19 protein-coding genes and 3 pseudogenes are annotated in these 19178 nt (G+C 61.7%); 4 read left to right on the top strand and 18 right to left on the bottom strand.

The features are described 5' to 3' along the window. Positions 1–72: 72 nt before the first annotated feature. Genes LZA78_RS04790 through dctP form a run of 6 tightly spaced genes read right to left on the bottom strand, consistent with a single transcriptional unit; the run spans position 73 to position 4354 of the window. Complete coding sequence (locus tag LZA78_RS04790; RefSeq protein WP_233675803.1) at positions 73–246, bottom strand: hypothetical protein; 174 nt, start codon at positions 244–246, stop codon at positions 73–75. A 9-nt stretch (positions 247–255) separates the two neighbouring features. Beyond that, complete coding sequence (locus tag LZA78_RS04785; RefSeq protein ID WP_233675802.1) at positions 256–1215, bottom strand: alpha/beta hydrolase; 960 nt, start codon at positions 1213–1215, stop codon at positions 256–258. After that, positions 1212–1562 (bottom strand): hypothetical protein, encoded by a 351-nt coding sequence (locus LZA78_RS04780; protein WP_233675801.1) that lies wholly within the window; start codon positions 1560–1562, stop codon positions 1212–1214. The genes LZA78_RS04785 and LZA78_RS04780 overlap by 4 nt, the downstream gene beginning before the upstream one ends. Before the next feature lie 9 nt (positions 1563–1571). After that, complete coding sequence (locus LZA78_RS04775; protein WP_233675800.1) at positions 1572–2855, bottom strand: TRAP transporter large permease; 1284 nt, start codon at positions 2853–2855, stop codon at positions 1572–1574. Between the two features lie 4 nt (positions 2856–2859). Next, positions 2860–3333: a TRAP transporter small permease gene (locus LZA78_RS04770; protein WP_233675799.1), complete on the bottom strand. Its 474-nt coding sequence runs from the start codon at positions 3331–3333 to the stop codon at positions 2860–2862. A gap of 16 nt (positions 3334–3349) precedes the next feature. Beyond that, a complete protein-coding gene (gene dctP / locus LZA78_RS04765; RefSeq protein WP_233675798.1) occupies positions 3350–4354 on the bottom strand; it encodes a TRAP transporter substrate-binding protein DctP in 1005 nt (334 codons plus the stop codon). 98 nt (positions 4355–4452) lie between these two features. Between dctP and LZA78_RS04760 the strand changes: the two genes are divergently transcribed. Together LZA78_RS04760 and LZA78_RS04755 are read left to right on the top strand one after the other, a co-directional pair. Next, entirely contained in the window at positions 4453–5385 is a 933-nt protein-coding gene (locus LZA78_RS04760; protein ID WP_233675797.1) for a LysR family transcriptional regulator, read from the top strand. Positions 5386–5485: 100 nt separating this feature from the next. Further along, positions 5486–6193, top strand: coding sequence for an IS6 family transposase (locus LZA78_RS04755; protein ID WP_233675796.1), 708 nt, complete (start codon positions 5486–5488; stop codon positions 6191–6193). A gap of 102 nt (positions 6194–6295) precedes the next feature. On the opposite strand, the pseudogene LZA78_RS17835 reads toward LZA78_RS04755, so the two are convergent. The 3 genes and pseudogenes from LZA78_RS17835 to LZA78_RS04745 all read right to left on the bottom strand — a co-directional run. Beyond that, positions 6296–6514 (bottom strand): annotated as a pseudogene (locus tag LZA78_RS17835) (recombinase family protein); the annotation flags it as partial. Positions 6515–6639: 125 nt separating this feature from the next. After that, positions 6640–7062: pseudogene (locus LZA78_RS17830) on the bottom strand (recombinase family protein); the annotation flags it as partial. Continuing rightward, complete coding sequence (locus tag LZA78_RS04745) at positions 7059–7580, bottom strand: DUF2924 domain-containing protein (protein ID WP_233675795.1); 522 nt, start codon at positions 7578–7580, stop codon at positions 7059–7061. The gene LZA78_RS04745 and the pseudogene LZA78_RS17830, both read right to left, overlap by 4 nt. Positions 7581–7889: 309 nt before the next feature. Between LZA78_RS04745 and LZA78_RS04740 the strand changes: the two genes are divergently transcribed. Both LZA78_RS04740 and LZA78_RS04735 read left to right on the top strand, forming a co-directional pair. Beyond that, positions 7890–9170 carry a site-specific DNA-methyltransferase gene (locus LZA78_RS04740; RefSeq protein ID WP_368861015.1) on the top strand — a complete coding sequence of 427 codons (1281 nt, stop codon included), beginning with the start codon at positions 7890–7892 and terminating at the stop codon, positions 9168–9170. Between the two features lie 110 nt (positions 9171–9280). Beyond that, positions 9281–9916 (top strand): annotated as a pseudogene (locus LZA78_RS04735) (DUF5681 domain-containing protein); the annotation flags it as partial. Between the two features lie 260 nt (positions 9917–10176). Here the strand turns inward: LZA78_RS04735 and LZA78_RS04730 are convergent. From LZA78_RS04730 to LZA78_RS04690, 9 genes are all read right to left on the bottom strand, one after another. Further along, the gene (locus tag LZA78_RS04730) at positions 10177–11844 is read right to left on the bottom strand and encodes a BCCT family transporter (RefSeq protein ID WP_233675794.1); all 1668 of its coding nucleotides are present in this window, start codon (positions 11842–11844) and stop codon (positions 10177–10179) included. A 30-nt stretch (positions 11845–11874) separates the two neighbouring features. Beyond that, entirely contained in the window at positions 11875–12291 is a 417-nt protein-coding gene (locus LZA78_RS04725; RefSeq protein WP_233675793.1) for a universal stress protein, read from the bottom strand. Positions 12292–12356: 65 nt separating this feature from the next. Beyond that, positions 12357–13415: a methylenetetrahydrofolate reductase gene (locus LZA78_RS04720; protein WP_233675792.1), complete on the bottom strand. Its 1059-nt coding sequence runs from the start codon at positions 13413–13415 to the stop codon at positions 12357–12359. Continuing rightward, entirely contained in the window at positions 13412–13990 is a 579-nt protein-coding gene (locus tag LZA78_RS04715; protein ID WP_233675791.1) for a methylenetetrahydrofolate reductase C-terminal domain-containing protein, read from the bottom strand. Before LZA78_RS04715 ends, LZA78_RS04720 begins: the two co-directional genes overlap by 4 nt. A 103-nt stretch (positions 13991–14093) precedes the next feature. After that, on the bottom strand, positions 14094–15764 hold the full coding sequence (locus LZA78_RS04710; protein WP_233675790.1) for an acyl-CoA synthetase: 1671 nt from the start codon (positions 15762–15764) through the stop codon (positions 14094–14096). Between the two features lie 4 nt (positions 15765–15768). Then, on the bottom strand, positions 15769–16569 hold the full coding sequence (locus LZA78_RS04705; protein WP_233675789.1) for an enoyl-CoA hydratase: 801 nt from the start codon (positions 16567–16569) through the stop codon (positions 15769–15771). 21 nt (positions 16570–16590) lie between these two features. Further along, the gene (locus LZA78_RS04700) at positions 16591–17040 is read right to left on the bottom strand and encodes an OsmC family protein (protein ID WP_218631451.1); all 450 of its coding nucleotides are present in this window, start codon (positions 17038–17040) and stop codon (positions 16591–16593) included. A gap of 28 nt (positions 17041–17068) precedes the next feature. Beyond that, a complete protein-coding gene (locus LZA78_RS04695) occupies positions 17069–18211 on the bottom strand; it encodes a glycine cleavage T C-terminal barrel domain-containing protein (RefSeq protein WP_233675788.1) in 1143 nt (380 codons plus the stop codon). A gap of 593 nt (positions 18212–18804) precedes the next feature. Next, the coding region (locus LZA78_RS04690) for a formyltransferase family protein (RefSeq protein ID WP_306798960.1) at positions 18805–19178 on the bottom strand (374 nt) is incomplete at its 5' end.

Below are 19178 nucleotides of genomic sequence, written 5' to 3'. Positions count from 1 at the left end.
TGCTCGATTAACGCTGATAGCCGAGCAACGAAGTAGGCGAATAGACCCATGGTCCGCTGCGAAAGCAGACATTCAGCCGAGAAGTCTGACAGACATCCGGTTGATCGGCATGTCGAGCAAGTAGCCGACTTTCATCGTGTTATGCACGACTGGTAACGTTCCCTTGTCTTCGTCGGCCGCACTAAGTCCAACACGTTTGATTTCTTCGAACGTTGGAAATGCCGAGGCACGGAACGCCCCATGCATCGGCCGCTCTCAACCCCTCGTTCGCGCAAGCCATGCCAGGATCATGGACGCGATTTCGTCGGAATTGTCGTCCATCATCGGCATATGCGAGTTGCCGACTATCCCACGTCTGGGCAGGTCGAGGGTCTCGACAGTCCCGCCGAGCACGCGAAGCGACTCCGAGTGGGCCGTCGCATCGTTCTTGTAGGAATTCCATGCCGGGTGACCGTCGCAATTGTCCCCCCACACATACAAGTGCGGAACCTGGGCCGAGCGGGCCATCTCCTCCGGCTTCAGGTTCGGTGCGCCCGCGGGTTCAAGCAGCACGACAGCGGCAATGTGTTCGGGCATGCGGGCGGCAAGGCATTGCGCGAACCAGCCGCCCTGCGAATGGGCAACGATGATGACCCTTTCGAACCGCGCGACAAGCTGCATGTAGGCGGCGATGGTGGCCTGGGCATTCGTCGTCCAGCGTGGCACGAACTGCGCGCAGAGCTGATCGAACTGCGCGATCGGGAACCGTAGCCCGGCAAAGGGACGTCGCTGGGCAAAATCCTTGGCCGCGCCCATGCGGAACAGATACCAGGCGTCTTCCGCCGTCCGGAACAGCGGTGCGCTGTCGTAGATCTGCGGATAGGGCGACCACGAGGCGCGACCCCGCTCGACGGCATCCGAGACGACGACATCGTGGCCATGGCGCAGGAAGATCTGCGACCAGCCCGGCCGGTCGTCGGGAGTCGTTTCCCATGTGACGCCCGTCATCGCCCCGCCATGCCAGAACAGGATGGGCACGTCGCTGCGCGGCCGGTCCAACATGAAGTGCTGGGCGTAAAGCTGCCCGCTGACATAGTGGCCGTTCAGGTCCACGGTCCGCAGCGCCGCGTCGGGGGACACGCGCACGTCCTTGCAGGTCTGGCCGGTCAATTCGACAGTCGCGCCGCCGACATGGAACGACCGGATGTCGCGAAGCGAGATTGTGTTACAGGTCACGACAGGGCCTCCGGAGTGTCACAGGCTGCGATATGCGATGGGTCCGTCGCGATCAGGCGGACCCGCACCGTGGCATTCGTTGCGTCGCGCAGGATGTCGTGCAGCTGCCGGGCGGTTTCCTTGCGGATGTCCTCGGTCCGCGTCTCCGAGGCCCGATGATGCACGAGGCATAGCGTCTCGCAGCCCTCGGGCGGGCAGAGCGCAGCGGTGATCGTGATCTGCACGAGATGCGGATCGGTCGACAGGCCCTCGACAAGGGCCGCCTTGAGATCGGCGGTGATCCTGTCGGCCTCGGCCGCGACGGTCCCCGCCAGCTGGGGTGCGACGATGATCTGGGAAATGGGCATGGAAACTTCCTATCTTGCGCCAAAGACGAGGTCCGGTAGCCAGGTGGACACCGCCGGGACCAGCGTGATGAAGACCAGCAGCACCAGCATCAGCCCGATGTAGGGGGTCACGCCCCGGATCACCTTGTCGATGCCGGTATCGGCGACGGATTTCAGGACAAACAGGTTCAACCCGACCGGCGGCGTCAGCAGCGCGATTTCCATGTTCACCACGAGGATCACGCCAAAGTGGATCGGATCGATGTCCAGTTTCAGCAGAACCGGCACGACCAGCGGTACGAAGATCAGAATAACCGAGATCACTTCGAGGAACATGCCCAGGATGAACATGATGATGTTTGCCGCGATCAGGAATTGCAGCGCGGTCAGGTCCATGTGTTCGATGAAGCCGACAAGGGCACGGGTCACGCCTGCTCCGGTCAGCCAATGGGCAAAGGTCAGGGCGGCCAGCACGATGAAGATGATGACACCCGTCTGACGCACACCGTCGGCCAGGATCGGCAGCACGTCGCGCAGCCGGATTTCACGGTAGAAGGTCAGCGAGACGATCATCGCGACCACGGCGGACAGGCCCGCTGCTTCGGAGATGGTCACAAGGCCAGAGTAGATGCCGCCAAGGATGATGATCGGCACCAGCAGGGCGGGCATCGCGTTCAGGTTTGCGGTGATGAACTGCTGCCGGTCCATCGGCTCCTCGACCGGCAGATCGTAGCGAACGGCGTAGTAGCGGACATAGGCCATCAGCAGCGCCGCCTGGATCAGGCCGGGTATCACACCGGCAAGGAACAGGCGCGGCACGGATTCGTCCACGATGATGCCGTAGATCAGCATGGCCAGCGAAGGCGGGATCAGGATGCCCAGCGTGCCGCCTGCACCGATGGTGCCGGTGGCGAAGGTGATCGGGTAGCCGCGCTGCTTCATCGCGGGGATCAGCACCGCGCCGATCGCCAGCGCCGTGGCGACGGACGAACCCGAGATCGCGGCAAAGAGGGCTGTCGCAAGGATGCAGACGATCCCCAGCGCGCCACGCGTCCGACCGACCCATGCCGACGCCATGTCGATCAGCGCGCGGGCCACGCCGCCGCGCTGCATGAAGGTCGCGGCGATCACGAACAGTGGCACCGCCACAAGCGTGTAGGAATTCAGGTGGTTGGCGTATTGTTGCCCCAGTGAGACCAAGGGATCGCCCTCGACCACCCAGACCATGACGGCAAGGCCGGACAACACGAGGTAGATCGGCACGCCGATCAGCAGCAGGATGAAGAACAGGATCAGGACAACGGTCAGAAGCATCGCATCATGCCTCCCGCCCGGTGGCGATCATGACCGCCTGCCAAAGATAGGTGGCCGCCGACAGGGCAAAGCCTACGGGAATGGCGGCGTAATAGGCCCACATGGGAAAGCGGATCGAGCTGTCGGACCGTTCCCCCAGCATCAGGGCGAAATCCACCATCAACCAGCCCGCCCATGCGATGCAGCCTGCAACAACCAGCCCGAACAGGCAGGTGAACAGCCGCAGGGCACTTTGGGTGCGCTCCGGAAGCCGTTCTGCCAGCATCTCGACGCTGACATGCATCCGGTCGCGGATCAGGCGACTGGCGCTCAGCATGACCGCCCATCCGACAAGGTAGACGGTCACTTCAGCGCCCCAGTCGGGCAGTCTCATGGGCGCGACATAGCGCAACACGGATTCGCTGACGGTCAGCAGGGCAGCCGCGAGGGCAAGGAGACCGGTTGCCCCGGTCTCCAGCCCGACAAGGAGGGATTTCATCGTCAGGTCCGCCCGATCAGTCGCCGGTCACGGCGGCGATCCGGTCGATGAAGGCCGGGTCGATGCCCAGTTCCTCGACCAAGGCGGGCTGGACCTGCATCAGCCTCTGGCGCATCGCGGCCAGCGCCTCGGCGTCGGGGTCCGAGGTGACGATGCCGTTCTGCGCGTTCAGGTCGCGGGCATCCTGTTGCCGCTGCGCCGCAAAGTCGCGCTGCGCATCGACCATCTCGTCCCAGGTGTCGATCAGCAGGGCGCGCAGATCCTCGGGCAGCTTGTCCAGCGCACGCTGGTTGATCAGCGGCACGTATTGGACGATGGCCTGACGGTCCTCCATCGCGTATTTGACGCCGGCATCCCAAAGCTTGGCCGAGGCGACGGATTCCTGTGTCGACCAGAGCGAAGAGATCGTGCCGGTCTGCAATGCCTGCGGCACGTCGGGCCAGGAAATCTGCACGGGAACCGCATCTATGTTCTCGTAGCGCTGAACCGTCGCCGGGCCACCCGGCACGCGGACTTTCAGCCCGGCGAGATCGGCAGGCGTCTTCAGTTCGACATCGGTGGAAAACACGGTGCCGAAACCCAGGTCGATCGGACGGCCCAGCACCTTGACACGCAGCTTTTCCTCGATCTTGGCGTGCAGTTCGTCACCGACCGCGCCATCGACCACGGCATAGATCTGGTCACGGCCAAGGCCGTAGAACATCGGCAACTGCTCGAAATCCGCCTCGGGGACAAAGCGCGAGATCAACTGGTATTGCGGGATCGCCATGTCGATGGCGCCCTGTGCGACCGCGGCGGCGGCCTCGCTGTCCTTGTATTTCGCGGCAGCCTCGAAGATCTCGAGCTCCAGCTTGCCTTCGGACTTTTCCTCGATCGCCTTGGCGAAATCCTTCAGCCAGACGTTGCGCACGTGCTGCGGGCTGGTGTCGAGCGTGACCGAGATGGTGTAGTCGGCGGCAAGGACCGAACCCGCGAACAGGGCGCTTGCGGCCGTGGTCGCGATGAGTGCCAGATGTTTCATGTATTCCTCCCAGAAAACTGCCGCATCTTGTTAGCCCGGATTAGCAAAGGAAACTCATATGGATTGCCTCTGGTGACATATGAGAGTTTATATGGGTCATGGCGCAACTCGTTCATCAATTCGATCTTGTCCGTCTGCGGGCCTTCATGACCGTCGCCGAAGAGGGCTCGATCACCGCTGCGGCAGAACGGCTTGGCGTGGCGCAACCGGCGCTGTCGACGTCGATCCGACGGCTTGAGGCCGACATAGGCCAACCCTTGTTCGAGCGTTTGCCGCGCGGCGTGACGCTGACCCGGGCAGGCCGGCACCTGTTGCCCAGGGTCTACGAAGTGTTCGGCATACTCGGAAATCTTCAGGCCGAACTGCGCCAGATCGGCTTTGAGCCGTCCGGGGACGTGTCCATCGGACTGCCGCCATCGGTCTCTGTGGTGATGACTCAGCCGCTGTTGCAACGGCTGTCCACCGCCTTTCCAAACGTCAAGCTGCGGATCGTCGAGGCGATGTCAGGCTATCTCTCCGACTGGGTCGATGCCGGGGAACTGGACATTGCCGTCACGTTCAACGCCCGCGACACCGAAACCGTCATTTCGCGCCCGCTGATGCAGGAGGAGATGATGCTGATCGGCGCCGCGGACAAGATGCGGGACATGCCCGATCCCTTTCCCGTCAGCCGCATTCCGGACCTGCCGCTGATCGTCACGTCGGGGCGACACACCCTGCGGTCGAACCTTGAACGGCAGGTCGAAGCCCTGGGGCTCAAGCTGAACATCCTCTACGAGATCGACGCCGGCCAACAGCTGGTCCGACTGGTCAGTTCCGGGGTGGGGTTCGGGGTGTTCGCGCAAAGCGCCTTTGCGGGCGAACTGCTGCGCGGACAGGTCGCCGCCGTGCCGCTCGAACCGTCCTATCTGCGCACGGTCAGCCTGAGCCATCACCGGCGCATGCTGGGCGACCCCGCCCGGACCCGCGTCGCGGCCGAGGTGGAAGCGCTCGCATCGGACCTTCACGACTCTGGCGCATGGCCTACCTGATCGGTCCCCGGTCGGCGTCAGCTTGTGCGTTTTGGTCTACCGAAGGCTTTGTCAGAGGGAATCTGTTGAGCGGGGCAGGGCAGTCTCGTAGCGTCTTGGGATGACGAGAGACGCCCCATTCAAGTACTTCCGGACCAGCCCGGAAATCATCCGCCTGGCGGTCATGATGTACGTCCGGTTCCCGCTGTCGCTGCGGAACGTCGAAGATCTGCTGCACGAACGGGGTATCGACATCAGCCATGAATCCGTCCGGTTTTGGTGGAACCGGTTCGGCCCGATGTTTGCCTCCGAGATCCGGGCGAAACGAGCCGAGCGGTTGCGATCCGGTCCCCAGTGGCGCTGGCACCTCGACGAGGTTTTCGTGAAGATCAACGGCGAGCGCCATTATCTTTGGCGGGCGGTCGATCACGAAGGTGAGGTTCTTGAGAGCTTCGTGACGAAGACGCGGGACAAGAAAGCGGCCTTGAAATTCTTGAAAAAAACGATGCGGAGATATGGCTGGCCCGAGGCCATCGTCACTGATCTGCTGCGGTCCTATGGCGCAGCCCTGAAGGCGATCGGCGCGGCTACCCTGCAGGAGACTGGCCGTTGGCTGAACAACCGGGCAGAGAATTCACACTTGCCCTTACGACGACGTGAACGGGCTATGCAGCGGTTCCGGCGGATGCGAAGTCTGCAGAAATTCGTTGCCGTTCACGCCTCGGTCCTTAACCATTTCAACGCGGAGCGAAGCCTCTACTCCAGGGCCAATTTCAAGCAGAACCGCGCCGCCGCTCTCGCCGAGTGGCGCGTTCTCTGTGCGGGATAAGCGGCAGCGCCACTGTCCTTGTGGAGACGAGTTCGAATCCGTCTGACAGCACCGGTCCCAGAGCTCTTGCGTGACGATCGCGGGATGCAGCCCGGGATAGCTTGTCGTCTTGTGCCGGATCCGCCCGAGATAGACAGGATTGGTCAGCAGGTAATGCAACTGGCCCCGGGAGAAGGGCGCATCGGTCCGCGCGCCGGGGCGGGCTGAGGCTCGAGGGCGCAACCCCAGTCGGGCTGCCTCAGCCTCAAGCGTCCGCAGATTGCCCAAGTCGTCGTAGAGCGCAAACAGCTGAGCGACGGTTCTGGCTTCATCGGGGGCCACGACGAGTTCGCGCCGCTGCGGATCTGGCGGATGCGATAGCCGAGTGGCACGGTGCCGCCCATCCAGAGACCCTTCTGCTTCGAGGCCGCGATTTTGTCCCGGATCCGTTCTGCGGTCACTTCGCGCTCGAACAGGGCGAAGGACAGCAGCACGTTCAGGGTCAGGCGCCCCATGGAAGAGGAGGTATTGAAGGCCTGGGTGACGGAGACGAAGGAACAGCCCTTGGCCTCGAGGCGCTCGACGAGGCGGACGAAGTCCGGCAGCGACCGGGTGAGCCGGTCGATCTTGTAGACGACGACCATGCCGATGCGGCCGTCCTCGATCTCGGCAAGCAGGCGCTGCAGGGCAGGGCGCTCGAGCGTGCCCCCGGAGAGGCCACCATCATCGTAACGCTCGGGAATAAGCTTCCAGCCTTCGTGTCGCTGGCTCGCGACATAGGCGGTACAGGCCTCGTGCTGGGCGTCGAGCGAGTTGAACTCCTGCTCAAGCCCCTCGTCGGAAGACTTGCGGGTGTAGATCGCGCAGCGGATGGCTGGTTTAGTGCTCATGACGATCGCACCTTTCTTTTGGCTGGCGCAACGCTTGCGTCTGTCAGGCCGAAGAAGCGCAGTCCTGACCAGCGCGCCCCGGTGATCGCGCGGGCAATCGCGGAGAGCGAGCGGTGACGGACGCCGTCCCAAAGGAACCCGTTCTCTGTCAACTCGACGACATGGGTTGTTCCACTCCATTCCCGCAGGAGCCGCGAGCCGGAGCGCAGCTCCGGCGTGGCCCTGCGGTCATCGCCAGCGGCGATCCGCGCGAGCCGCCCCACCAAGCTCGTAGGCAAACCGCCCTCCGCCTGGGCCTGGATCTCGAAGGCAATGAAGCGGCGCAGGATCGGCTGGCTCATCTTCGCGGGAACCGCCTCGCCGAAGAGATCCGTCCAGAGTGTCGAGAGCGCTGCGCGGTCGAGCGCCTCTATCTCCGAGACGGTAATTTCGGGATTATCGCCGGTACCTCGCCGACGTGCCCGTCGCGGTACCCTCGTTTCTGCCGTCACTTCGCCCTGGGCGTAGTCCCGTCGCATGCCTGTCTCCCGGTCATTCCGCGAGGGCCGATCCCCGCTACCGGGACGCGCCCGGACGGGGCCGGGCGTGGTCAGACCAACGCTCTGTTCAACTTGGAAGTCCAGATGTCTCAGCGCCTCAGACCGCATATCTTGCGTGATGTTCGTGGTCTGTTCACTATAAGTTCCTGTTGGGGGTTCGATGCTGCACTAGCGCTATTATCAGATGACCGAACAAAACAACGAACAAGAAACAGAAAAGAGGAGAGACCGCATGAGAGGCAGAAGGACAGAAAGGACCCATCGCCATGACCGAGCAGACCATCGAGTATCTTACGCCCAAGGCGTGAGCGCCTGGGGCGTAATGCGCGCACGCATTCGAAGAAGCAACTGAAGCAAATCGCGCAGTCGATCGAGACCTTCGGCTTCACCAATCCCATCCTCATTGACCAGTCGAACACGATCCTCGCGGGCCGTGGACGGGTCGAGGCCGCAAGGCTCATGGGGCTTGCGCAGGTGCCCTGCCTGCGCATTGAGCACATGACGCCCGAGGAAAAGCGGGCCTATGTCATTGCCGACAACAAGCTCGCGTTGAACGCGGGCTGGGACGAGGACCTTCTCGCGGAGGAACTTCAGGCCTTGCTCGCGATCGAGGATCCCGGTTTCGAGATCGGCGTGATCGGGTTCGAGGTGGCCGAGATCGACAGCCTGATCGAGGGGCTCGCTCCCGAAGAACCCGACGACCCGGAGGATGACCTCTGTCCCGAGATCGCGCCGCGCCGGGTCGAGGTGGGAGATCTGTGGCAGCTGGGGCCACATCGGCTCATCTGCGGGGATGCGCTCGATCCGAGCACTTTCGATCTCCTCATGGGAGACGAGCGCGCCCGGATGGTCTTTGCCGACCCGCCCTATAACGTGAAGATCGACGGCCATGTCGGTGGAGCGGGCAAGGTCAAGCACCGCGAGTTCGCTATGGCATCTGGCGAGATGTCCGAGTCGGAGTTCACCGGGTTCCTGACACAGTCCTTGCGCAACATGGCCGAGCACAGCTGTGACGGCTCGATCCGCTTCATCTGCATGGATTGGCGACACATGCGCGAGATGCTGGCGGCGGGCGAGGCGGTCTATGACGAACTCAAGAACCTGATCGTCTGGGCCAAGGATAACTGCGGCATGGGTAGCTTCTATCGCTCTCGCCACGAGCTGATCTTCGCCTTCAAGAAGGGCGCCGCGCCGCATACGAACAGCTTCGAACTCGGTCAGCACGGGCGCTACCGGACCAATGTCTGGAACTACCGGGGCGTCAACACGATGCGGAAGGGGCGAATGGACGAGCTTCGGCTGCATCCGACGGTGAAGCCAGTGCAAATGATCGCCGATGCCATTCGCGATGTGTCGGGGCGTGGCGAGATCGTGCTTGATGCGTTCGGGGGCTCCGGCTCGACCTTGATCGCCGCCCACAAGACCGGGCGCCGCGCCAGGCTGGTCGAACTTGACCCGATCTACTGTGACCGGATTCTCGCAAGGTGGGAGAGCTTCGCCAAGGACTCGGCGGAGCAGCTTGTCTGTGGCTGGCCCCGCGCCTCTCGCATGATGGAGGCGGCGCAATGACAGGCAAACGCGGAGGCAAGGGGCCCTTGGTCGCCCGGCCGGGTTGCGAGGTGGGTTATGGCAAGCCCCCCAAGGGCGGACAGTTCAAAAAGGGCTAGTCCGGCAATCCCCGCGGACGTCCGAAGGGCAGCAAGAACAAGGTCCCCGGTCTGCACGAAGAGCGCATGAAGAGGATCATCCTTGAGGAGGCCTATCGGGGGATCACGGTACGGGACGGGCAGCGTGATGTCAGCGTTCCGATTGTGCAGGCGGTGATACGGTCCCTGGCGGTCAACGCGGTCAAGGGGCAGCATCGCGCACAGCGGCTCTTTGCCGAACTTCTCGCCTCCGTTGAGACGAGCAACAAGGCTCTGCACGAGGAGTATTTCAACGCGGCGATGGATTACAAGATCGCCTGGGAGCGTGAACTGGACCGACGCGAACGGCTCGGCATCACCGATCTGCCGGACCCCGTGCCGCATCCCGATCACGGGATCATCGATATGAAACTTGGAACAGCGCAGATCCAAGGATCTTCGACGCACGAGGAAAAGGCTGCATTGGAGCGTTGGCAGAAGCGCCGGCAGGATTATCTAGAGGAAGTCGTCTGGCTCGAAGAGCAGCTTGCGACCGAAGAGGAACCGCGTTTGCGCCAGATATTCGAGGAAGACGCGGTTCGTTCGCGCAACCTGATCGACATCATCGACACTGCGCTCTCTCCAGTGCCCAAGCCCGGTTCGACACGCCTCCTCGGACGAAATGGGTGAGAGGTGAAGTCTGGGGAGCGGATGACTTCAGCCGAAACCGCCGGCTTTAGATGGTCCAAAATTGGTAGGCAGGGCAGAACCATCTGGACGATATCACTTGTGATCTATCAGGTAAGAGGTACCGCTTGGGAAATCATTCGTGGCGGACCTCTACCGGATCGTCTGACCTTTCATCTTTAGTTCGGGTACTATCGGCTAACATTGCAGGCTGCCGGGTTGGCTTGGAAAACGGGGCGGCTAATCGCCGCCCCGATGGATTCTCAGCGCGCCTCTTTCAACAAGCCGTGGACAATGGCGTAGCACGCGCCCAGTAGGACGACTGTGAACGGCAGGCCTGTGGAAACCGCCATGGCCTGCGACGCAGCCAGCCCACCACCCAGCAACAGTGCTATCGCCACCAAACCCTCCGAGATGGTCCAGAACACCCGTTGCGGTGTCGGAGCGTTTACCTTGCCTCCTGCCGCGACAGCGTCGATCACAAGCGAGCCCGAGTCCGACGAAGTCACAAAGAAAACGATCACGAGGATGATGCCCACGAACGACGTCAGGCCAGTCAGCGGCAGATGCGTGAGCATCTCAAACAACTTCAGTTCCAGTGCCGTGTCCTGCACGCCGGTCAGCCCATCATTCACAAGCTGGCTGATGGCGGTTCCGCCCATTGCCGTCATCCAGATAACCGACAAGATCGTAGGTACGATCAGCACGGCGATCAGAAACTCGCGCACAGTGCGGCCTCGGCTGACGCGGGCGATGAACATGCCGACAAACGGAGACCAGCTGATCCACCAGGCCCAGTAGAACGCGGTCCAGCCCGAGGCAAAGTTGGCGTCTTCACGCTCGAAGGGCATCGACAGCGCCGGCAGATATTCACCATAAGCTAAGAGGTTAGCGAAGAATCCGCTGACGATTTCCAGGGTCGGGCCAAAGGCAATGATAAAGAACAACAGGATTGCTGCGAGCGCCATGTTGATCTCGGAAAGCCGCTTGACGCCAGCATCAAGGCCCGCGACGACCGAAACCAACGCCACCGCCGTGATCGCCAAAATCAGCGTGATCAGCATGGGATTGGAGGTCGAAAAACCGAACAAGAAGTTCAGACCCGCTGCGGACTGTTGCGCACCGATTCCCAACGATGTCGCTAGGCCGAAGATCGTAGAGAAGATCGCGAGGATGTCGATGATGTGGCCGGGCCAGCCCCAGACTCGCTCGCCGAAGATCGGATAGAAGCACGAGCGAAGCGTCAGCGGCAGCCCCTTGTTGTAAGAGAAGAGCGCCAGTGCCAGTCCAACCACTGCGTAAATTGCCCACGGGTGCAGGCCCCAGTGGAAGATCGTGGCAGCCATGCCCAACCGAGTGGCCTCGGCAACGTCGCCTTCGGCGCCACCCAGCGGCGCCCAGTCGGTGCGAATGCCGTCCTCGCCAACCGAGATGCCGCCCATGGCGCTATCAAAATGGCTCAATGGCTCGGAGACGCCGTAGAACATCAGGCCGATGCCCATGCCCGCCGCGAACAGCATCGAGAACCATCCGATGTAGCTGAATGATGGTTCCGCTTCAGGGCCACCAAGGCGCACCTTGCCCAAGGGCGAGACGATGAGGAAAAGGCTCAGCAGCACGAAGATGTTAGCCGAGAGCAGGAAGAACCAGTCGAGATTGCTGGTTAGCCAGCCACGCATCCCTATGAACACGGGTTCGAGTTCCTCTTGGAAGGCCATCGTGAAGAAGGTGAACGCCAGGACGCCCAGTGCCGACACAGTAAACACGACCTGATGGATGTCGAATTCCAGCTTCCAAGAGCTTGTTAAATTGTCGCGCCCGATCTCATAGTCAGTCTCGATGATCTCGGTGCGGCCCTGAGGCGCTGGAACGGGCTCAACCTTGGATTGCGTATCTAGATCGGTTTCGGCGCCGGGGTCTTTTTCTGTCATCTTTCTCCTCCTCCAGATTGTTGACGCGATTCAGCGCACAACGAAAACAGAAACGTCGGCGTGCGACGCCATTTTCCCGCCGTGGGACGGCCATATCGCGTTCAAAACGTTCGGGATATGCGACGCCATTACGACGAGGTCGGCTCCGACGTCTTTAATCGCGTCGAGCAGAATGCCGTCGATCTGAACGGACGGGTCATGCGCCACATAGGTTCTCGATTGCGCGCCTTGCGGGAGGCCTTCACCAAGTCGCTGCGCCAAAGCTGACAGCTTTTCCTTGAACTCAGCCGGATTGTGGGCGGACACTCCCGGAAGCTCCGAGGTCACCCCGACGAGTGTCAGCTTCGCTCCAAACTGCACCGCGAGCGCCAGCGCTGTTTGGATCGCCTTTTCCATGCGGTCTGCATGTTCAAGGTCTATCGGGAGCATGATCTGAGTATAGGACATGTTGGTTTCCCCTCCAAAATATCTGATCTGGTTTACGCAGATCACTTTCCGGCCGCCTGTTCGGCTCACTTACCCGGAATGCCTGCGGGTTCGACAGCATTCTCACCGACTGGTTCCTTGGTGACTGGTGTCCGCCTTCTCTCCGGCACCCGCCCTTTCAGGACACCCGATTCCGCAACGATTTCTGAGACCTCGTGCTCACGGCGGTAGGCCATGACATGGACCCCGGCGACGCCCGGGATTTCGCGGATCTGCTGCATCAGCTCGATGCAGAGGCGCTTGCCTTCCTCAGCCGGTTTCGCGGACTTCTCTATCCGCTCGATCACCGCGTCGGGTATGTGAATGCCGGGAACGTTGCTGCGCATCCAACGGGCGGCCCTTGCCGAGGCAAGCGGACCGACGCCGGCTAGGATAAACACGCGGCGCTCGAGACCCAGATCGCGCACCCGCGCCATGAAGCGCTCGAACACGGGCACATCGAAAATGTAGTTTGTCTGGATGAAATCAGCACCCGCTTCGACCTTCTTCGCAAGTCGCTCGGGGCGCCAGTCGAGCGGTGGGACACAGGGGTTCTCGGCAGCGCCCAGGAACATCCGTGGTGGACGGGTGATGCGGCGGCCGGAGAGAAACGTGCCCTCGTCCCGCATGGTGCGGATCGTGCGTAGCAGCGAGAGCGAGTCTAAGTCGAACACTGGCTTGGCTCCCGGCTGATCACCGACGCCGACGCCGTCGCCGGTCAGGCACAGCACGTTTCTCACCCCCATTGCAGCAGCGCCGAGGACATCGCCTTGGATCGCGATCCTGTTCCGGTCGCGGCAGGAGATCTGGTAGATCGTGCCGTGTCCTGCGCGGGTCAGCAGGGAGCAGATGCCAATCGACGACATGTGGCAGTTGGCGCCCGAAGCATCGGTCGCATTGATCGCATCGGCAACCTCGGCGAGCGGCCGCGCCGCCTCGAATACGTCGGCCGGATCCGCGCTGTCAGGCGGATTCAGCTCGGCAGTTACAGCGAACTGGCCGCTGCGGAGCACTCGTTCGAGTCGACTGCCCGAAACGTGACCGGGGGGCGGATCGTCGTAAGACGGCAGCCACGGTTCTGGCTTGAGTTGCTGATCTTCGTTCATTGATCTCTTCCTGGCTTGATCGCCGCAGCGGGCTCCGTCGCGAGGGGGGCCGCCGCAGGTTCATGAGCGCGGGCATCGGGGAACGCTTTCGCGATGGTCGTGCGCGATGCCTCTCGGGCCTCGCGGAGCCCGGCTGCCTTCTCACGGCTTACCCTAAGCCACGAGGATGAGCCCTCGAGGCGGCGATCAACGGGTGGCTGGACGTCGCGAACCTTGCTGCCGTCCTTCATGCGCGCGGCGCCATCCCACGCCAGGACCCAAACGCAGCGCATCTGCGGCTTTACCTCGCAATAGCCGCCGGGGCGGACGCCACCGCAGGGGCCATTACGAAGCTGCTTCGGGCAGTTCATCGGGCAGGACATTCCTGTGGAAGATAGTACGCACTGGCCACACATCTTGCAATCGAACAACAGACCTTTGGTCGCGCGTTCGATGGCAGCTATTGGACGCTCGATGCGCCCATACCCAATGCGGGCAAACAGCGGGTCGAGCGCGACCATGGTGCTCTCGAGCCGGGCGTAGAGCCATTCGAAGGCCCTGGAATGGCGGACGGCAAACAGACGAACCCGGTACATGGCATCACCTCAATTCAAGGTCGGTTGGCGCAAGAGCGCGATTGCTTCAGGGCAGGTCGAGCGTCGTAGTTCTGTGGCCGCGTGTGCGTGGCCGACTCCCCACCTATTTCGTCCCGATTGTCGGCGCCAAGGCATCGGGTTGGCCAGCCGAAAGCTCTCTTGCCGCATCGCGCAGGAGAAACTTCTGGATTTTACCTGTCGAGGTTCTTGGGATGGTCATGAAGACGAATTGTCCGGGAACCTTGTAGGAGGCGAGATGCTCGCGGCACCAGGCGCGCAATGCTTGCGCATCCGCTGTTTGCCCTTCGGCCAGTTCGACAAACGCGCAGGGCGTTTCGCCCCATTTTTCGTGTGGCATGGCGACGACGGCCACGACAGCGACGGCGGGATGGCGGTAGAGTGCCTCCTCGACCTCGATCGAGGAAATGTTCTCGCCACCCGAGATGATTACGTCCTTGGACCTGTCCTTGAGTTGGATATAGCCGTCGGGATGGATCACGCCGAGATCACCGGAATGGAACCAGCCGCCTTTGAAGGCCTCATTCGTGGCTTTTGGGTTGCGGAAATAGCCCTTCATGACGACATTTCCACGAAACATGACCTCGCCCATCGTCTTGCCGTCGCGTGGCACAGCGCGCATCGTGTCAGGGTCGAGCACGTCCAACTGCTCCAACGGCAGATAGCGCACACCCTGACGAGATTTGAGCGCTGCCTGCTCGGCGCGGGGCAAGCACGACCAAGCATCATGCCAGTCATTGACCACCGCAGGACCATAGGTTTCGGTAAGCCCATACAGATGCGTGACATCGAACCCCGCGTCCCGCATGTCGGCCAGCAGCTTTTCAGGCGGTGGCGCGGCGGCTGTGAAGAACTGCACGGTCCGGTTGAGATCGCGCTGGACGTCTTTAGGCGCCGAAATCATCAGCGACATGACGATCGGCGCGCCGCACAGATGCGTCACTCCTTCATCGGCCAGAGCATTCCAGATCGGCTCGGCTCGCACCTGTCGCAGGCAGACATGGGTGCCGATGATCGCCGAAAGAGTCCAGGGAAAACACCAACCGTTGCAATGGAACATCGGCAAGGTCCAGAGATAGACGGCGTGCTTCAGCATCCCCGTCGTTAGTGCATTGCCTTGCGCCAGCAGATAGGCTCCCCGGTGGTGCGACACGACGCCCTTCGGATCGCCTGTGGTGCCTGAGGTGTAGTTGATCGAGATCGCGTCCCACTCGTCCTCGGGCATCAGCCAAGCGAAATCAGGATCGCCGCCAGTTAGAAACTCCTCGTAATCTGTCGTTTGGACCGATGTCGGTGGGCCGTCGAACTCGGGATCGTCGTACTGGATCAGGACGGGCGAAACCTTGGCAATCGTCAGCGCTTCCTGAAGCAACGGCATGAACTCCCGATCGACGATCACGACCTTGGACATGGCGTGGTCGAGCTGAAACGCGATGATCGACGCGTCGAGCCGCGTGTTGATCGAATGCAGTACTGCGCCACACATCGGCACGCCGTAGTGGCATTCCAGCATCGGCGGCGTGTTTGCCAGCAGCGCAGAAACCGTATCTCCGCGCCCGATCCCCTTCTGGGCCAAGGCCGAAGCGAGTTGCCGCGACCGGGCATAGAACGCGGCGTAACTACGCCGCAGTTCACCATGGACGATCGCAGTATGATCGGGAAATACGCTGGCTGCCCGCTCCAGAAAATTCAGCGGAGTGAGGGGCTGGTAGTTCGCAGGGTTGCGATCCAGATCGGTGTTGTAGGGGTTGTTCATGGCCTTACTTGTCCTGCCAATGGGGCGCACGTTTCTCGATGAAGGCTCCGATGCCTTCCTCCGCGTCGCGGGCGAGCATGTTCTCGACCATCACGCCGGAGGCATAGTCATAGGCTTCGGCTAGCGTCATCTCGCGCTGCGCGTAGAAGGCGCGCTTGCCGGTCGCCAGAGTCATGCTGGACTTGGACGCGATCTTGCGCGCCATTGCCATCGTGGTCTCGGTCAGGGCTTCGGCTGGAACCGCGCGGTTCACAAGCCCGATGTCCTCGGCCCGGCCAGCAGAGATCATGTCGCCCCCAAGCAGCATCTCCATTGCGTGCTTGTTGGTCACGTTGCGCGACAGCGCGACCATCGGAGTGGAGCAGAACAGCCCGATATGGACGCCTGGCGTGCTGAACTGGGCGCCCTCGGCCGCGAAGGCGATGTCGCAGCTGGCAACCAACTGGCACCCTGCGGCGGTGGCGATGCCGGAAACCTCGGCGATAACGGGTTTGGGGCAGGCGACGATCGCCTGCATGACCCCGGAACAGGCCGTCATTACTTTGGTGAAATAGGCTCGGCCTCGGTCTGGGGCGGCTCGGCCAGCGGTCATTTCCTTTAAGTCATGGCCGGCGCAAAAGGCCGGACCGTTTGCTGCAAGGACGATGACCCGCACCTCCGGATCGGATCCGGCCTTGGCGAAGGCGCTGCCCAGTTCGAATAGCATAGCCTCGGACAAGGGGTTGCGGCGGGCGCCGTCGTTCAGGGTCAGGCGCAGGATGCCGTCGGCATCCAGGTCACGCAGCAGGATGTCGCGCTTTTCCACGGTGCGGGTCCTTCTTGGGGCTTAGAGGATATTCATCTCGACGCTGTCCGCGAGCGAGTTGGCGATGAAGCAATAGCGATGCGCACGATGTTGCATCTTCTCGACTTCGGCAGGATCGACGTTGAACCCGGTGTCGAAGCGCACCACAGGGTGCAGATCAATCTTGGTTACTGACATCTGGCCCTTGGGGTTCTTTCCCAGATGAGCCTCGGCGTAGTCGTGGTAGCTTGCCACAGGCCATCCCGCCTTGGCGGCCAGCGCCAGGAACGTCATCATATGGCAGCTCGACAGCGCGGATGCCAATGCCTGCTCGGGGTTGGTGTTGTTGGCGTTGCCACCCCAATCAGGGGCGGCATCTACCAAGACCTCGTGGCTGTCATTGTAGCGGACAGTGTGCTCGGCCGAGTATTTACCGGTTTCCAGGACCGGAACCGAGCGATGCCAGTGAAGTTCGATCGAGAGGTTGGACATGGTGTGGTTCCTTTGTTGGGCGGTGCAATCAGGCAGCCGCGAGCGCCTTTTTCGGGTCGAAGAAGGGCACCTCGACCACGGTGGCCTGTACCACGCCATGAGGCATGGCGACCTGGACCGTGTTGCCGAGTTCCGCATGCTTCACGGACACCATGGCCAGCGCAATATTCTGTTTCAGCCTTGGCGAGTAGACCGCCGAAGTCACCTTGCCGATGGTCTCACCGTTCCGGCTGATCGCCCAGAATTTGGTGTTGGGCCCTTTCAGCGGCGCGCTGTCGATGACCAGGCCCACCTGTCTGCGGCTGACGCCTGCTTCCTTGATGCGGCGCAACGCGGCCTTGCCGATGAAATCGGCCTCAATGTCGAGGTTCACCAGCCGGCCGAGGCCAAGTTCGAAGGGGTTGGTGTTGATGTCGGCGTCGGCGTGATAGGACAGCATGCCGCCCTCAATCCGGCGGATCGAAGACGTGTGGCCGGGCTTGAGGCCGAAAGGCTCTCCAGCCGCCATGATCTTCTCCCACAGTTGGTCACCGCGCGATCCATCCTGAAGGTACAGCTCATAGCCCAGTTCGCTGGACCATCCGGTACGCGACACGATCAGCGGAATTCCGTCCAATTCAAGTTCGCGCAGCCAGTAGTACTTGAGATCCATGATGTCGTCGCCGAAGAGCGCTCGCATGATCTCGCCCGACTTTGGACCCTGCAATTGAAGCGGAGAGACATCGGGTTCACCGATCTGAACGTCCAGCCCGGAATTGATTGCCACGCCTTGCGCCCAAAGCAGGATGTCGCTGTCGGCCAGTGAAATCCAGTAGTGGTTCTCTGCCAGGCGCAGCAGGATCGGATCATTCAGAATTCCGCCGTCGGCATTGGTTATAAGGACGTACTTGCACTGCCCGACCGCCATTTTCGAAAGATCGCGCGGAGTAAGCATCTGCACGAACTTTTGGGCATCCGGCCCGGTGATCTCGACCTGACGCTCAACGGCGACGTCGCACAGGATCGCTTCATTCACCAGGTTCCAGAAGTTCTGTTCCGGGTTGCCGAAGTCGCGGGGGATATACATATGATTGTAAACCGAAAAACCCTTTGCGCCCCAACGCACGGTAGCGTCGAAGTAGGGGGATTTGCGGATCTGGGTGCCGAAACCGAAGTCGTCTGCTTGTACCATTGCGTGTCCTTTCTGGGCCGCAGGCCGTATCGCCGTTGAGGATTTGAACTGGAAGACAGACTAGCGCTGGACGCCGTTGGCATGTGGACTGGAAACACGCCGCAGAAAGACCAAACGGGCTTTTGTCAGGCGCCGCGAAGTCTGTTTGGTCTGCAGCGTCTAGCGCCTGCCCCTAGGGAGCTGATCCGTCAGGTTGGGCGGGCAGAATCTATGTGGCGAGTCACGATGTGGGGCATGTGGCGCCCCGAGCTCCAAACCATCTTTGGGTTGGGTTCCCACCAGGTCCTGAAAACCGGCCGGCGTCGGCAACAGAGCGACTCTCTGTGCCTGCCAGGACTTGCTGAACTCAGCGCGCGGTTATCACCTTTGGTCTGCGTCAGACATGAAGAAGAGTTGCGAAGTGCATGTCATGGTAGATCCGCTCTCCCTCTTGGGAGAACCGCGTTGAACGTTCAGCATTAGTCCCTTTTCCAAGGGGCGAAGGCGACGGCTGCGCGGGACTTCATGCCCTCTATATTATCGACTGGTCATAATCGAGGCGCGCGCGGAAACCTGTCCCGCGCGCGCCTGTGTCCGGCTCAAATCCGGTCCGGTCAGCCCATCCGCTCGGAGCCATATTCTCCTGGGCTTGCGGGGAAGACGACGGTCTTGTCTCCATTCAGGAACACCCGATGATGGATATGCGCATGGATCGCGCGGGCGAGAACCTGGCTTTCTACGTCGCGGCCGAGGCTGACATAATCGTCGGGCGATTGGGCATGGGTGACGCGGATCGTGTCCTGCTCGATGATCGGGCCCTCGTCGAGGTCGGCGGTGACATAGTGCGAGGTCGCGCCGATCAGTTTGACGCCGCGCTCGAACGCCTGCTTGTAGGGGTTGGCGCCCTTGAACGAGGGCAGGAACGAATGGTGGATGTTGATGATCCGGCCCGACATCTTCTTGCACATCTCGTCCGAAAGGATCTGCA

This window comes from Rhodobacter flavimaris, from assembly GCF_021378075.1.
GTDB classification, from domain to species: domain Bacteria; phylum Pseudomonadota; class Alphaproteobacteria; order Rhodobacterales; family Rhodobacteraceae; genus Rhodobacter; species Rhodobacter flavimaris.
This window is presented reverse-complemented; position numbering and strand designations above follow the sequence as displayed.